The following is a 13955-nucleotide window of genomic DNA, read 5'->3' as shown; positions in this document are numbered from 1 at the left end:
CTATACGCCTCACAATAAAATCAGTCAACACCTTTCGCAAAATTATTTTCAGAAATTTAACCACCGCCCTGTTTTAACAGGGTTTTTATTTTATAAAAAACACAATCAATCTTTCTACACTATCCAAACATACAAAAAACACAAACTAAAGGCCGTCTGAAATAGTATTTCAGACGGCCTTTTTGTATGGTTTCTATTTATCCAATACGGTGCAGGATAATTTCTAGGACAAATTTACTGCCCACATAGGCAAAAATCAGACTGACAAATCCGACAATAGTCCAAACTGCGGCTTTTTTACCCCGCCATGCGGTCATGCTGTGTTTCAACAATAATGCGCCATAAATCAGCCACGACATAATACTGAAGATGGTTTTATGCGTGAAGGTCATGGGTTTGCCGAAAACGGCTTCGGCAAAAAACGTACCGCTGATAACGGAATAGGTCAATAAAACGAATCCTGCCCACATGCCTTGGAACATGAGTTTTTCTAAACTCAATAATGGCGGCAAGAAGCTGACCAATGCGGAAAAACGACGTTTGTGCAGATTGCGGTCGAGCAAAAGGATCAGGATGGCAAATAAGGTAACGATGCCAAACAGTCCGTATGCGAGCAATGATGATGCAATGTGCGACAGCGGCAATAAGTCTACAATTTGACGGCCTGAAAAATCTCCCGGGAAAAGGAAACCCAACAATAAGGTCAATGCGGCACAGGGATACAATAAGAGTTGCACTCCGCGCAGACAATAAAAGAAGCTGCCCAAACAGTACATCATCAGCATCAGCCAAACTATCAGGCTGAGCGAATAACCAAAACCGGTAATCAATACCCTATCCTGCAATACAGGGAACATCAATGCTGCGCCATGTACCAATAATGCGCCGCTCAAAATCAGCAGTTCGGTTTTCAGCGGGTAAGACTTATTATTGTGCTTTTTATGTTGCAACCAGGAAAATGCGCCCAATCCGGCATACACCAGCATAAGGCAGATTAAGACAATCGGCATAAATATCTTTCTCAATAGACATGTGAACACTAGACGGACAGCCGGCAGGGTTTCAGACGGCCTTGGTGTCGTGTTTGTGTTCTTGAAGCATAACTTCGGACTATCGTGTAAAATAATCCGAATTTTATTTTAACAAAGAATGCCCTGTATTGGGCAGCTATTCTCATTATCAAGGATAAGTATGTTAGACAACCTGACCAACCGCTTCAGCAAGGTACTTAAAAATATTCGCGGCCAATCAACGCTGACCGAAGACAATATTAAAGAAGCCTTGCGCGAGGTTCGTCTTGCCCTGCTGGAAGCCGACGTTGCATTACCCGTCGTTAAAGAATTCGTCAACACAGTCAAAGAACAGGCTCTTGGCCAAGAAGTCGTCGGCAGCCTGACGCCTGACCAAGCCTTTATTGGTGTGGTCAACCAAGCCTTAGTCGAATTGATGGGCAAGGAAAACAAAACACTGGATTTATCGGTTTCACCGCCTGCCATCGTTTTAATGGCCGGTTTGCAGGGTGCCGGTAAGACAACAACCGTCGGCAAACTCGCCCGCCTGCTGAAAAACGATCAGAAGAAAAAAGTCTTAGTGGTATCTGCCGACGTTTACCGCCCTGCCGCGATTGAACAGCTGCGTCTGTTGGCCGAACAGGTCGGCGTGGACTTTTTCCCATCCGATACCAACCAAAAACCGGTTGAGATTGCAACTGCCGCCGTTGATTACGCCAAAAAACATTTTTACGATGTCTTGATGGTCGATACCGCCGGCCGTTTGGCAATCGATGAAGAGATGATGAACGAAATCAAAGCGCTTCATACGGCGGTCAACCCGGTTGAAACTTTGTTCGTTATCGATGCCATGTTGGGTCAGGATGCAGTAAACACTGCTCAAGCATTTAATGAAGCCCTGCCGCTGACCGGTGTCGTATTGACCAAGATGGACGGCGACTCGCGCGGCGGTGCGGCATTGTCCGTACGCCATGTAACCGGCAAACCGATTAAATTTATCGGTGTCGGCGAAAAAATCAACGGCCTCGAACCTTTCCACCCCGACCGTCTTGCCAGCCGTATCCTCGGCATGGGCGACGTATTAACCCTGATTGAAGACGTTCAAAAAGGTATTGATGAAGAAGCCGCCGCCAAAATGGCGAAAAAGCTGCAAAAAGGCAAAGGCTTTGACCTCAATGACTTTAAAGAACAAATTCAGCAGATGCGCAATATGGGCGGCTTGGAAAACCTGATGTCGAAAATGCCGGGCGAACTGGGCCAAATATCGAAACAAATCCCCGAAGGAACGGCTGAAAAAGCGATGGGCAAAGTAGAAGCCATCATCAACTCGATGACCCCTAAAGAACGCGCCAACCCTGCCCTGCTCAAAGCCAGCCGCAAACGCCGTATTGCGATGGGTGCAGGTACAACCGTGCAGGAAGTGAACAAATTGCTCAAACAGTTTGAACAAATGCAACAAATGATGAAGATGTTCAGCGGCAACGGTTTGGGCAAACTGATGCGCTTGGCCAAAGGCATGAAGGGAATGAAAGGCATGTTCCCGGGTTTGTAAGCCGATTTGACCGAAAACGCCGTCTGAAATTTCAGACGGCGTTTTGTTTTGTATTCAAATTTAAAACCATAAGGCTTTAAGCAACCATTTATTCTATAGATCCTAAATATAAAAGGCCGTCTGAAATCCTATTTTCAGACAGCCTTTGCTCATTCAACCTTTAAATTATTGCGGCTTCTTCTGCTCTTCGCGTACTTTGTCCACCAACTGATCAATCGTGGTCATGCCGGACTGCCAGTCTTTAAATTCGACTTGGTATTTGCCACCGACAATAACGGTCGGCGTGCCGCTGATTTGGAATTTATTGGTCAACTCTTCCATTTGAGCCGCACGCGCTTGGCTTTCGGGCGCTTCAAATGCAGCCAATACTTTTTTGCCGTCAAACGCTGTTTGCTCGGACAACCATTTTTTCAGGGTATCGGTATCGGCCAGATTGATTTTTTGATTAACCATCGCATCGAAAATATGGCTGTTGGCTTTATCTGATTCACCGGCCATTTCCACTGCGGCCGCCAAACGTGCCAAAGGTTTCATTTCATCACCCCACACGACATGCTCCCGGCGCATATAGGTATCGTCTTTAAACGTTTTGATGTGCTCGCTCAAAACCGGCTCAAGATGGGCGCAATGCGGGCAGAAGTAGCCGAAGAATTCCAATACTTCGATTTTGCCGGCCTGCTGTTGCGGAATCGGATTGGACAATACGGTGTAATTGATACCTTCGGTCAATGCGGCAGGGGTTGCCGGAGCGGATGTGTTGCTTTGGGCGCTGTCTGCCGGAACACTGGTTTCCGCCTGTTTGCCGCAAGCGGTCAATGCCAACAGGGTTAATGAGGTCAAGGCTAAGGTTTTCAGTTTCATAGGTATCTCTTTACATTCAAATCAATGGGCGGATTTTATGGCATTTTGTTGGAGGTGTGTTCGATTTGAGTGAAAAAATGTGTTTAGTTTTATTTCAACCTTTATAAAAGGCCGTCTGAAATATGGCTTAGATCATAGCCTTATTTTCAGACGGCCTTTGCCTGATTTCATCAGAAACGGTAATTTACCCGGGCAGTATAGCCGCGCGGATTACCCGGCATGGCATCCGAACGCCAATATTTTTGATTGAGCAGATTGGCCGCGGCAAAGGTAACGTTGACGTTTTTATGGTTCCAGCCAAGCATGGCGTCAACTCGGGCAAAGCCTGGAAGCGTAGTCACTTCTTTATTTCTTGAGTCGTAACCGTAGCGTTTGCCTGTACCGGTTACGCCGATTTCGCCGTAGAGATTTTCGGTTGGGGTATAACGGAAAAACAGGTTGCCGGTAACGTTACTGGTGTTATCCAAATGGATGCCCACGCGGTTGGGATTTTCCTTGTCCTCAACCACTTTCGCCTGCATCACACCCAACGATCCGCGCAGATAGAGTTTTTTGGGGATGATTTGCCCGATGGCGGACAATTCCACGCCGCGCGAACGGTGTTTGCCGCCGACTGCCCAAGTGTAGGGATCATTTTGCGCGTCGGGGCGGTAGCGGATATTGAAGCGTTCGATTTGGTAGGCGGACAATGTAGTGCTGAGGCGGTCGTCCAGCCAACTGCTTTTGACGCCGGTTTCGTATTGGCGGGTGTACTCGGGGTCGGCGTTGAACACGGCAGAAGACGAAGTGTCAATGCTCAAATAGCCGCCGCGTCCGCCATAAGGCGCGAAGCCTTTGTTATACGAGGCGTAAAGTGTGTGGACTGGGTTGATGTTCCACACTGCACCGATGTTGGGGCTGAACGAGTGGCCACTGTACTGGCGGCGGCTGCCGGTGAGTTTGTTTTCGGAATTAAAGGTGTACTTGTCGTAACGGCCGCCGAGGACGAATTTCAAATCGGGCGTTGCAGAGAAGATGTTTTGCACGAAGATGCCGTAGGAATCGGCCTTGTGTCGGTTTTGAGTGAGGACGGGTTGCAGCCTGCCCGAAGCCGGCCAGCTTGCGCGGTCGTAGGGGTTGATGGAGGCGGAAAAGGCGCGGCTGAAACCCAATGTCGGGTTGCGGTGTTCGCGGCTGTAATCCATGCCTACGGTCAGGTGGTTTTCAAAACGGCCGATGGTGTAGTCGCCGTTTAGCGTGAAATTGGACGACAGGGTTTTGTTGTCGGTCTGCTGCCAGGCGTAGTTGCGTTTGATTCGGCTGCCGTTTTCGCTGCCTGCATAGAAATGGTCGAAATCCTGCGCCGCCGTGCGGTGGGCGAGCTGCCATTGGGCGCGCCATTTGTCGTTGAAGGCGTATTCAAGGTCGGAACGCCAAACTTGCAGCTTGTCTTTCACAAAATCGTTCGGGTGGGCAAAACCCATGCGATAAGGCAATCCGAAGCGGTCGTACACGGACTTGGTTGGGCTGCGGTCGGGTGTGCGCTCCACATTGTCGTAGGTGTATTGCCCCGTCCACTTCAAACCGTTGTCGAGTTTGACGGTAATGCTGGGCGAAACCATGACGTTTTTGCTGTCTATGCCGCTGCGGAACGAATTGGTGCGCCCGACTTCGCCGGTGAGGCGGATGGCGACGTTTTTGTTCAGCACTTCGTTGATGTCCATATTCAGGCTGCGGTTTGCCCACGAGCCGTAAACCACACCGATGTTGCGGCTTTGTTTGAAATTGGCGTATTTGCTGACCATGTTGATGACGCCGCCACCGTTGGTGCGCCCGTAAAGCACGGAGGACGGTCCTTTCAGGATTTCCACGCGCTCGATGTTGGCGGTGCTGCGGCGGACCTGTCCGCTTTCGCGCACGCCGTCGCGGTAAATATCGGATGCGTCGGCTTGAAAGCCGCGCAGGAAAATGCTTTCGCCGCGCATATCGTAAGCAGCATCAATGCCGGCATTGCCTTCGAGGATAGAACTTAAATCGTTCGTGCCGTAATTTTTGTTTTTTTGGATGTTGAGCGTATCGACAGTTTGCGGCGTTTCCTTAATGAGCTGTCCGTTGCGGGTAACGGCGGCTTCGTCGTAGTTGATGTAGCCTTTGAGTACGCTGGTGTCGGACTATCCGACCACGGTAACGGTGGGTAGGGTGGCGGTGTAATGTTCACCATTGTCCTGCGTATCGGCGGCAGCGACAGGGAAGGAAGCAATAATCAACGTGGGTAATAAAGCTAAATGAAATGGTATTTGCATTTTTATACTCAATTTAACGAAACAACCGAATTATATTGCCTCATAAAAGAAATGAGAATAGTTTCTTTTAATTATATTTAACATGATATTTGCAAACAAAGGCCGTCTGAAATACATATAGGTTTCAGACGGCCTTCGTTTATTAATATTAATAGATACTGCTACACTACTTACTCAACAACATTTCCTGCATCAGCTTCATGCCCCATTGCCAGCCGCCGAGTGCGCCGTTTAACTGGCCGGAATGCGGCGATTGAAGCAGACGAGCGTTCCACCGGTCGGCCTGCTCTTGCGCCCAATCGCGTGGCGTGCCGTTTGTTTCGGCGATAACCAACGCTGTGCGGCAAGGGCAGCGGACACGTTGGAACGTATGGATTTCGTCCTCGGGAAAAGCTTCTGGGCACGGCGAGACCAAAATAATATTGGTCAGGCGTTTTTGCGTCATGATGTCGGCTTGGTACAACCATGCCAAAAATGCGGACACGCCTGCACCATGAGCCACGACGGCAATATTTTTGCTGACGATATGGTTGAAGGCCGTCTGAATGGCGTGTTGCCATTCGGAAATGGTTTGCTGACTATCGGCTTCGGCGGTTTGAACAATCGGATAGCTGACCGCCCAGCGGTCTATCCACATTTCCGCTTCATCCGCATCACGTATCAGAAATAGTGCCATTTCTTCGAGTTCGAAGCTCTGCATTTCAGACGGCCTATTTGAGCAAGTCGTTAAGTGTAAATGCAATCAGCAATGCAGCAGGCACGCTGAGGATGGCACAAGTTGCCAGGCAAAGTACGATGTTAGCCACCAGCCGCCAGCCCTTCCAAGCAAAGCATTTGGCCGCAATCAGCAGGCAAGGCAGGGAAAACAGCAGCCATACCAACGCCCAAGTCGGATTGGCCTTGGTCGGGGCAACCCAGCCGGACATCCGCGCCAGCATAAACACCGCCCACACCAGCATAGGCAATACAAATGCCGCCACGACCCACGCCGCGCCTACGCCGGTTTTGCCGTTTATATTCCAATCATATTTACCAAAAACCTTATTCGGCAACATAGTCATACTCCACAACTAAAGGGGCGTGATCCGAGAATTTCTCGTCTTTATAAACATGTGCGGAAACGGCTTTGGCGGCCAACTCCGGCGTAACCATCTGATAATCGATGCGCCACCCGACATCTTTCGCATACGCTTGTCCGCGGTTGCTCCACCAGGTATAGCCCGGCACATCGGGATAAAGTGTGCGCCACATATCCGTCCAACCGAGTTTGTGGATGACTTTGCCTATCCATTCGCGCTCTTCAGGCAAGAAGCCCGAATTTTTCTGATTGCCCTTCCAATTTTTCAAGTCGATGTTTTGGTGGGCAATATTCCAGTCACCGCAGACGACGATGTCGCGCCCTTCGTTTTTCATGGCTTCGAGCATGGGATAGAACGCGTCCAAAAAGCGGTATTTCACTTGTTGGCGCTCTTCCGCGCTGCTGCCGCTGGGCAGATACAGCGAAATTACCGACAACTTGCCGAAATCGCAACGAACAAAACGGCCTTCCCTGTCAAATTCTTCAATGCCCATGCCGATTTGCACATTGTCGGGTTTGCGTTTGCTGTACACCGCCACGCCGCTGTAACCGCGCTTTTCGGCGCAATGCCAGTAGCCGTGCATACCGTGCGGATTTTTCATATCGTCTGACAGGTCAGCTTCTTGAGCTTTCAGTTCCTGCACGCAGACAATGTCGGCACCGGAAGCGGCGATGTATTCATAAAAACCTTTTTTATAGGCAGAGCGGATGCCGTTGACGTTGGCAGAGATGATTTTTAACATAAGATTTGAGTAATTTTTAAAAACGGATAATAGATTGAAGTTTTTCAGACGGCCTGCAAGTCATAAACAAATACTTTGGAATTGCGGCCGTTGGCATTGTATTCCTGTCGGCGTTCGGCAGGCAGGTCATCGGCCGAGGCCGTCTGAAAGCCCCGTTCGATAAACCATTCGCCCGTATGCGTGGATAAGGCGAAAAGCGTTTTGATATTTAAGGCACGCGCTTTTTGAAACAGATGTTCCAACAGCAATTCGCCGTATCCGCCATCGCGCGCTTCGGGCGACACCACCAGGCAGGCCAATTCGCCGCAGCCCGGTTCGGCAAAGGTTTTCAACGCCACGCAGCCGTAAATGTTTTGATCGTGTTCCAATACGGAAAAGCTGGAAATATGGTTTTCCAAATACTCGCGGCTGCGGTGTAACAAGATGCCTTGTTCCGCCAGAGGACGGATTAAGGCGATGATGTGCGGAATATCGTCGCTGCGTGCCTGACGGATGGAAACAAACGGCTCACGGGCAATAGATGTACCACTGCCCTCGCGGGTAAACAGCTCGCGCAACAGGCTGCCGTCTTCACGGCCGTTGAGAATCTGCACCCGCGATACGCCGTTTTCCAACGCGCCTACCGCCGCATGCAACAAATCGGCCGGTGCATCGGGATTGTCGTGTATCAGTTCCTGCACTTCGCCGACAGACAAAGTATTGGCCAAAGAGCCGTCGGCACGACGAATACCGGCTTCTTCAGTCAAGAAAACCAGTTTCTCCGCCTGCAAAGCCATGGCCACTTCCTGAGCGGTTTCACACATACTCAGATTGAAGGTTTTGCCGCTGTACGAATGTCCCAAAGGGCTGATCAGCACCACGGCGCCGCCATCCAAACGCAAACGGATTTCTTCTGCGTCGATTTTGCGGACGGTACCGGTATAGCCCATGTCTACACCGTCGATAACGCCCAACGGACGGGCGGTAATAAAGTTGCCGCACGCGATAACCGGCGGCTTGCTCCGTTGCGGTGCGGATACGCTGCTGAACAAGGCGGCTTCGACATCGCTGCGGATAATCCCCGCCACCTGCTTCACTTCCATCAAAGTTGCTTCATCGGTAATTCGTCGGCTGCCGCTGTATTTCGGAACAAAATCCCGACCCGAAGCCAATTTGTCGAGCAAATGCCGCGAACCATGTACCAAGACCAAACGCAAGCCCAAGCTGGCCAACAGATTCAAATCTGCGGCCAAACGAATCAAGGTTTCGCCTTCCAACAGGCTGTCGGTCACACCGACCACCATGGTTTTACCGCGCAAATATTGGATATAGGGCGCGGCCTCACGAAAGCTGGCGACAAAATGGGCGATGGTACTCATAGCAGGGCAAGATAAAAGAGTTGCATAATCAAAACCGTCAGCGCAATCAGCGATGCCAACGTCCAGTTGAAACCGTCCTTGCGCGTTTTGACCGCCGCCTGCTCTTCCGCCTTAGGCTCTTCCTTAAGCGCACTGTTGAGCAAATCGGAAATTTCTTTGCGCGAGAGTTTGGAATGCTTGAGGATTTGCGCGCCGATGTTATGCACGAGGCGCACATCCGTTACCGCCACAGGCAGATGGGCCGGATCGGCCGGCAGGTTGCCCGACAGATAATCCTTGGCCTTAAACATCCCCGAACAACGCGTGCAGACCACGAAACCCTGCGCCACGTTCAACTGGGCATCTTTCACCCAATGCGGCGTTTTACAATGAGGACAAGAACAAGCAGGCATGAGTATTTCCGTAAGTATATTGAATCAAAAATATATTTTAGCTAATGTTTCAGGCCGTCTGAAACAGTTTTCAGACGACCTGAGCATGATGTTATGGTTTAAACCGCGCCGTAACGTTCGCGATAAGCTTTGACCGGCTCGAAGAAGCCACCAAATTCGGCATTGTTTTGCAAGAGCGTGAACAAGTCGTTCAGGTTGGCAATCGAAACCACCGGCAGGCCGTATTGTTTTTCGACTTCCTGCACCGCCGACAATTCGCCCGTGCCTTTTTCCATGCGGTCGAGCGCAATAGCCACTGCGGCAGGCGTTGCGCCTTCGGCCTCAATCAGTTTGACAGACTCGCGCACGGATGTACCGGCGGAAATCACATCATCGATAATCAGCACGCGGCCTTTCAAAGGCGCGCCCACCAACACGCCGCCCTCGCCGTGGTCTTTGGCTTCTTTGCGGTTGTAGGCAAACGGTACGTTTACGCCTTTTTCCGCCAACATCATCGCTGTTGCCGCCGCCAAAATAATGCCTTTATAGGCTGGGCCGAACAGCATATCGAACTTCACGCCGCTGGCAATAATGGCCTCGGCGTAAAACTTCGCCAGCTGCAAAGTCGATGCGCCGTCATTAAACAAACCGGCATTGAAAAAATAAGGCGACTGACGGCCGGCCTTGGTCGTAAATTCTCCGAATTTCAACACGTTTTGTGCCAAAGCGAATTTGAGGAAGTCTTGACGGAAATCGGACATTTGGGTTCTCCCGAAAGATGTTGATTTATCAAAGAAACGATTATAAAGGATTCATGCGGAAAAATCAGGCCGTCTGAAAGCAGGTTCAACCCCGCTTTAAACCGACTTGCCCTATTCCCTTTCAAACCGACAAGGCGGCATTGCCGTCTTATCTCGGCAATCAAAACGGATTATTCCCGATGATACGGATGGTTGTGCAAAATCGAAACGGCGCGATAAAGCTGCTCGGTCAATAAAATGCGCACCATGCCGTGCGGCAAGGTCAGGCTGGAAAGGCGCATCATCATGTTTGCCTGCTGTTTCAATCGGTCGGTCATGCCGTCTGCGCCGCCGATAATAAAGCAGACGTGTTCGCCGTTTTGCTGCCAGCTTTTCAAATATTGCGCCAATTCGACCGAAGTCGGCGCTTTACCGCGCTCGTCCAATACCACCAAAAACGCGCCCTGCGGTATGGCTTCCAACAGGCGTTTTTCTTCAGCCGCCATGCCCTGGGCCGCATTCACACCCGCGCCGCGTTTCTCTGGCTTGATTTCTTTCAGCGCATAATTGACATCGCGCCCGAAGCGTTTGGCGTACTCGCCGACGGCCTCATCGACCCAACGCGGCATTTTCGTGCCGACAGCCAAGACGGTGATATTCATGGAGTATCCTTTTGTTATCGAATTGTCGGTTGGATATTATGGTCAAGCAAACCCTTAACCTGTTCAAACCATGAGCCACTACCCACGCAACCGACTGAAAATAAAAGGCCGTCTGAAAGCCGAATGTATCCCGTTCGGCTGTTTCAGACGGCCTTTCAATGATTAGCAGTGAACCAGTGTACCTTCGTTTTCGCCGGTTACTACGCGTTTGAGCGAGCCTTCTTTAGCAATACCGAATACCACGATATTGAGCTTGCGTTCGCGGCAGAGGGCAAAAGCGGTGGCATCCATCACTTTGAGGTTTTTCAACAAGGCTTCGTCAAAAGTAATGGTTTCGTAGCGTGTTGCAGATGGATCTTTTTTCGGGTCTGCGGTGTACACGCCATCGACGTTGGTGGCTTTGAGCATCACGTCGCAGTTCATTTCCGCACCGCGCAATGCGGCAGCAGTGTCGGTCGTAAAGAACGGATTACCGGTACCGGCGGCAAAAATCACGACTTTGCCTTCTTCCAAATATTGAATGGCTTTAGGACGGGCGTAAGTTTCAGCGATTTGCTGCATAGACAGTGCGGATTGAACGCGCGCTTTGATGCCTAAAGTTTCAAATGCGTCTTTGAGTGCCAACGCGTTCATGACGGTTGCCATCATGCCCATGTAGTCGGCAGTGGCGCGGTCCATACTGCCTGCTTGTGCAGATACGCCGCGGAAAATGTTACCGCCGCCGACAACGATACCGACTTGCACGCCCATTCTCACGATTTCGGCAATTTCGCCGACAGTTTGAACGATGGTATCGTGATTGATGCCGAACGGATCGGAACCCATCAGGGATTCGCCGGAGAGTTTCAGTAATACGCGTTTGTATTTGATTTGCTGTGTCATGGGATACCTTGCTTTCTTGAATGTCGTCGGTCGGAGTTTGGGCCGTCTGAATTTTCAAACGGTCGGATTACAATGATATGGTGTGTCGTTCTATTATTGTTTTGGTTTTCAGACGACCTTTATATTCGGTCGTCTTAAAATAGGTACCGTAAACGGTTTTCTCAAAAAAAAGCACCCTGATTCGTTTGGAATCTAGGTGCTTTCTTTTTCATAAGTGCCTTACACTTTAGCAGCGGCAGCAACTTCGGCTGCGTAGTCAACAACGGCTTTCTCGATACCGTCGCCTACTTTGTAGCGTACGAAGCTAATCACTTCAGTGCCGTTTTCTTTAGCGAATTGGGCAACAGTTTGATCAGGGTTCATCACGAATGCTTGGCCGTTCAGAGTGATTTCAGCCAAGAATTTACGGATACGGCCTTCAACCATTTTAGCGGCGATGTCGGCAGGTTTGCCGGAAGCGATAGCTTGTTCGGTGTAGATGTGGCGTTCTTTTTCAACAGTTTCAGCATCTACTTCGGCTTCGCTTACGCATTGTGGTTTAGCGGCAACGATGTGCATACCGATTTTGCGTGCTACGTCTTCAGAGCCTTTGAATTCAACCAATACGCCTTCGGTAGCCAAAGCACCGTGGATGTAGGCAACCAGTTGATTGGCAGTGTCAATCACTTGGAAGCGGCGAACAGACATGTTCTCGCCCAATTTAGCGATGATGGCTTTGCGTTCTGCTTCAACCAGTTCGCTCAGTTCTTCAACAGAAGCCGGTTTTTTCTCGGCAGCAGTTTTAGCAACGAAGTTGGCAAATTCTACGAAGCCGGCGTCTTTAGCAACGAAGTCGGTTTCGCAGTTTACTTCAACCAATGCACCAACATTACCGTTGATTGCATAAGCCAATACGCCTTCGGCAGCAGTACGGCCAGCCAGTTTACCGGCTTTCGCACCAGATTTAATACGCAGGATTTCTTCGGCTTTGTCGAAGTTGCCTTCAGCTTCAACCAAGGCTTTTTTGCATTCCATCATGCCCAGGCCGGTAGCGGCGCGCAGGTCGGCAACCATTTTTGCAGTAATTTCTGCCATTTTGAATCTCCTAGATTTTTGGGAACACGGCCATTGCCGTGTTTGGAAATAGTGGCCGTCTGAAACGGAATTTCAGAACGGGATTTGAGAAAAGGGGCATAACGCCCCTCTTCTGTGTACCGAATTACTCGGCAGCAGCTTCTTGGGCAGCGGCTACAGTTTCTTGCAGCGCTTGGTTTTTGCCTTCCAAAACTGCGTCAGCGATGCCGCGGCAGTACAGGCGGATAGCTTTAGCGGAGTCATCGTTACCAGGGATAACGTATTTCACGCCGTCAGGGCTGTTGTTGGTATCGACTACGGCGATAACAGGGATGCCCAATTTTTCAGCTTCAACCAGAGTACCTTTTTGGTAGCCGGTATCGATAACGAAAATCGCGTCAGGCAGGCCTTTCATGTTTTTGATACCGCCCAAAGAACGTTCCAGTTTTTCAACGTCGCGTTGCATTTCCAGAATTTCTTTTTTGTTGAAACCGCCTTCAGCAGCGTTTTCCAGGGCAGCAGTTTTTTCTTCCAGGCGTTTGATGGATTGCTTAACGGTTTTGTAGTTAGTCAGCATACCACCCAACCAGCGGTAATCAACGAAAGGCATACCGGCACGGGTAGCTTCTTCGCGGATGATGTCGCGGGCTTGGCGTTTGGTACCTACGAACAATACTGTACCTTTGTTGGCAACCAGACGACGTACGGCTTCTTGCGCCTCTTGGAACATCGGCAGGGTTTTTTCCAAGTTTACGATATGGATTTTGTTGCGCGCACCGAAAATGTATTGAGCCATTTTCGGGTTCCAGAAACGGGTTTGGTGACCGAAGTGAACACCGGCTTCAATCATCTGACGCATAGTAATTTGAGACATGTTATTTCCTTGAAAGGGTTAAAGAGCACACATTCAATCGCATAGAACTTGATAGGCGGCGCCTATTGTCAAGCACCCTTCGGCGAAAGTGGGCATAAGTTTTAAAAAATAAAAGAGTGTTTCCGAAATGGAAAACTGACGGATTATAGCGGATAAGAGGCCGTCTGAAAAGGGATTTTATACCTTTCCGTCCTGTTTTTCATCCGTCTGTACCGCCTTTTGGCGGGCCGCTTCAAACTCCGCCTGCTCCTGCCGTTTCATCAGGCGGTTGCGGCGGCGGATGGTCACGACGAAGACCGTGAACACGGTGGGCAACACTGCCCAAAAAACCAAATAAATCAACGCGCGTGCAATACTCGGCTGCGCGGCGGAAAACATCACGGCAACAAAAAGGTAGCCGATGGCGACAATGTGCCACATTGTGTGCGTCCTGTTTGAATGTTAACAAAATCGTTATAATCGCAACATTCTACCGCAATCCCGAAAGGC

General features: G+C 50.1%; 14 protein-coding genes and 1 pseudogene. 1 reads left to right on the top strand and 14 read right to left on the bottom strand.

Going from position 1 to position 13955, the window contains the following annotated elements:
* Window positions 1-197: 197 nt before the first annotated feature.
* A complete protein-coding gene (locus tag ACTHRE_RS09540; protein ID WP_296186619.1) occupies window positions 198-1010 on the bottom strand; it encodes a cytochrome C assembly family protein in 813 nt (270 codons plus the stop codon).
* A 181-nt stretch (window positions 1011-1191) separates the two neighbouring features.
* On the opposite strand from ACTHRE_RS09540, the gene ffh reads away from it, so the two are divergent.
* Window positions 1192-2562, top strand: coding sequence for a signal recognition particle protein (gene ffh, locus ACTHRE_RS09535; RefSeq protein ID WP_070645238.1), 1371 nt, complete (start codon window positions 1192-1194; stop codon window positions 2560-2562).
* A 165-nt stretch (window positions 2563-2727) separates the two neighbouring features.
* Here ffh and ACTHRE_RS09530 read toward each other — a convergent pair whose 3' ends face one another.
* The 13 genes and pseudogenes from ACTHRE_RS09530 to ACTHRE_RS09470 all read right to left on the bottom strand — a co-directional run bounded on the left by ACTHRE_RS09530 (window position 2728) and on the right by ACTHRE_RS09470 (window position 13886).
* The gene (locus ACTHRE_RS09530; RefSeq protein WP_377073773.1) at window positions 2728-3423 is read right to left on the bottom strand and encodes a thiol:disulfide interchange protein DsbA/DsbL; all 696 of its coding nucleotides are present in this window, start codon (window positions 3421-3423) and stop codon (window positions 2728-2730) included.
* Between the two features lie 170 nt (window positions 3424-3593).
* Window positions 3594-5705: pseudogene (locus ACTHRE_RS09525) on the bottom strand (TonB-dependent receptor).
* Between the two features lie 166 nt (window positions 5706-5871).
* Window positions 5872-6405 carry an alpha/beta hydrolase gene (locus ACTHRE_RS09520; RefSeq protein ID WP_070645239.1) on the bottom strand — a complete coding sequence of 178 codons (534 nt, stop codon included), beginning with the start codon at window positions 6403-6405 and terminating at the stop codon, window positions 5872-5874.
* A gap of 10 nt (window positions 6406-6415) precedes the next feature.
* Entirely contained in the window at window positions 6416-6760 is a 345-nt protein-coding gene (locus tag ACTHRE_RS09515) for a hypothetical protein (RefSeq protein ID WP_070608462.1), read from the bottom strand.
* Window positions 6747-7526, bottom strand: coding sequence for an exodeoxyribonuclease III (locus ACTHRE_RS09510; protein ID WP_003684015.1), 780 nt, complete (start codon window positions 7524-7526; stop codon window positions 6747-6749). The genes ACTHRE_RS09515 and ACTHRE_RS09510 overlap by 14 nt, the downstream gene beginning before the upstream one ends.
* Window positions 7527-7570: 44 nt before the next feature.
* Entirely contained in the window at window positions 7571-8884 is a 1314-nt protein-coding gene (gene argA / locus ACTHRE_RS09505; protein ID WP_377073772.1) for an amino-acid N-acetyltransferase, read from the bottom strand.
* The gene (locus ACTHRE_RS09500; RefSeq protein WP_039862294.1) at window positions 8881-9276 is read right to left on the bottom strand and encodes an MJ0042-type zinc finger domain-containing protein; all 396 of its coding nucleotides are present in this window, start codon (window positions 9274-9276) and stop codon (window positions 8881-8883) included. Before ACTHRE_RS09500 ends, argA begins: the two co-directional genes overlap by 4 nt.
* 98 nt (window positions 9277-9374) lie before the next feature.
* Entirely contained in the window at window positions 9375-10016 is a 642-nt protein-coding gene (pyrE, locus tag ACTHRE_RS09495; RefSeq protein ID WP_003682682.1) for an orotate phosphoribosyltransferase, read from the bottom strand.
* A gap of 170 nt (window positions 10017-10186) precedes the next feature.
* The gene (gene rlmH, locus ACTHRE_RS09490) at window positions 10187-10657 is read right to left on the bottom strand and encodes a 23S rRNA (pseudouridine(1915)-N(3))-methyltransferase RlmH (protein WP_377073771.1); all 471 of its coding nucleotides are present in this window, start codon (window positions 10655-10657) and stop codon (window positions 10187-10189) included.
* 162 nt (window positions 10658-10819) lie between these two features.
* The gene (gene pyrH / locus ACTHRE_RS09485) at window positions 10820-11539 is read right to left on the bottom strand and encodes a UMP kinase (RefSeq protein ID WP_003708812.1); all 720 of its coding nucleotides are present in this window, start codon (window positions 11537-11539) and stop codon (window positions 10820-10822) included.
* A gap of 219 nt (window positions 11540-11758) precedes the next feature.
* On the bottom strand, window positions 11759-12613 hold the full coding sequence (gene tsf / locus ACTHRE_RS09480) for a translation elongation factor Ts (protein WP_063076188.1): 855 nt from the start codon (window positions 12611-12613) through the stop codon (window positions 11759-11761).
* Window positions 12614-12737: 124 nt separating this feature from the next.
* Window positions 12738-13466, bottom strand: a complete 729-nt coding sequence (gene rpsB / locus ACTHRE_RS09475) for a 30S ribosomal protein S2 (protein WP_002230071.1) — start codon at window positions 13464-13466, stop codon at window positions 12738-12740.
* A 177-nt stretch (window positions 13467-13643) separates the two neighbouring features.
* On the bottom strand, window positions 13644-13886 hold the full coding sequence (locus ACTHRE_RS09470) for a hypothetical protein (RefSeq protein ID WP_004520263.1): 243 nt from the start codon (window positions 13884-13886) through the stop codon (window positions 13644-13646).
* Window positions 13887-13955: the final 69 nt, after the last annotated feature.

It is taken from the genome of Neisseria sp. P0001.S007 (assembly GCF_051963655.1).
Taxonomy (GTDB): domain Bacteria; phylum Pseudomonadota; class Gammaproteobacteria; order Burkholderiales; family Neisseriaceae; genus Neisseria; species Neisseria subflava_A.
This window is presented reverse-complemented; position numbering and strand designations above follow the sequence as displayed.

Coding starts and splice junctions, on each gene's coding strand:
- ACTHRE_RS09540 (WP_296186619.1), bottom strand. CDS start 1,010: ATGCCGATTGTCTTAATCTGCCTTATGCTGGTGTATGCCGGATTGGGC.
- ffh (WP_070645238.1), top strand. CDS start 1,192: ATGTTAGACAACCTGACCAACCGCTTCAGCAAGGTACTTAAAAATATT.
- ACTHRE_RS09530 (WP_377073773.1), bottom strand. CDS start 3,423: ATGAAACTGAAAACCTTAGCCTTGACCTCATTAACCCTGTTGGCATTG.
- ACTHRE_RS09520 (WP_070645239.1), bottom strand. CDS start 6,405: ATGCAGAGCTTCGAACTCGAAGAAATGGCACTATTTCTGATACGTGAT.
- ACTHRE_RS09515 (WP_070608462.1), bottom strand. CDS start 6,760: ATGTTGCCGAATAAGGTTTTTGGTAAATATGATTGGAATATAAACGGC.
- ACTHRE_RS09510 (WP_003684015.1), bottom strand. CDS start 7,526: ATGTTAAAAATCATCTCTGCCAACGTCAACGGCATCCGCTCTGCCTAT.
- argA (WP_377073772.1), bottom strand. CDS start 8,884: ATGAGTACCATCGCCCATTTTGTCGCCAGCTTTCGTGAGGCCGCGCCC.
- ACTHRE_RS09500 (WP_039862294.1), bottom strand. CDS start 9,276: ATGCCTGCTTGTTCTTGTCCTCATTGTAAAACGCCGCATTGGGTGAAA.
- pyrE (WP_003682682.1), bottom strand. CDS start 10,016: ATGTCCGATTTCCGTCAAGACTTCCTCAAATTCGCTTTGGCACAAAAC.
- rlmH (WP_377073771.1), bottom strand. CDS start 10,657: ATGAATATCACCGTCTTGGCTGTCGGCACGAAAATGCCGCGTTGGGTC.
- pyrH (WP_003708812.1), bottom strand. CDS start 11,539: ATGACACAGCAAATCAAATACAAACGCGTATTACTGAAACTCTCCGGC.
- tsf (WP_063076188.1), bottom strand. CDS start 12,613: ATGGCAGAAATTACTGCAAAAATGGTTGCCGACCTGCGCGCCGCTACC.
- rpsB (WP_002230071.1), bottom strand. CDS start 13,466: ATGTCTCAAATTACTATGCGTCAGATGATTGAAGCCGGTGTTCACTTC.
- ACTHRE_RS09470 (WP_004520263.1), bottom strand. CDS start 13,886: ATGTGGCACATTGTCGCCATCGGCTACCTTTTTGTTGCCGTGATGTTT.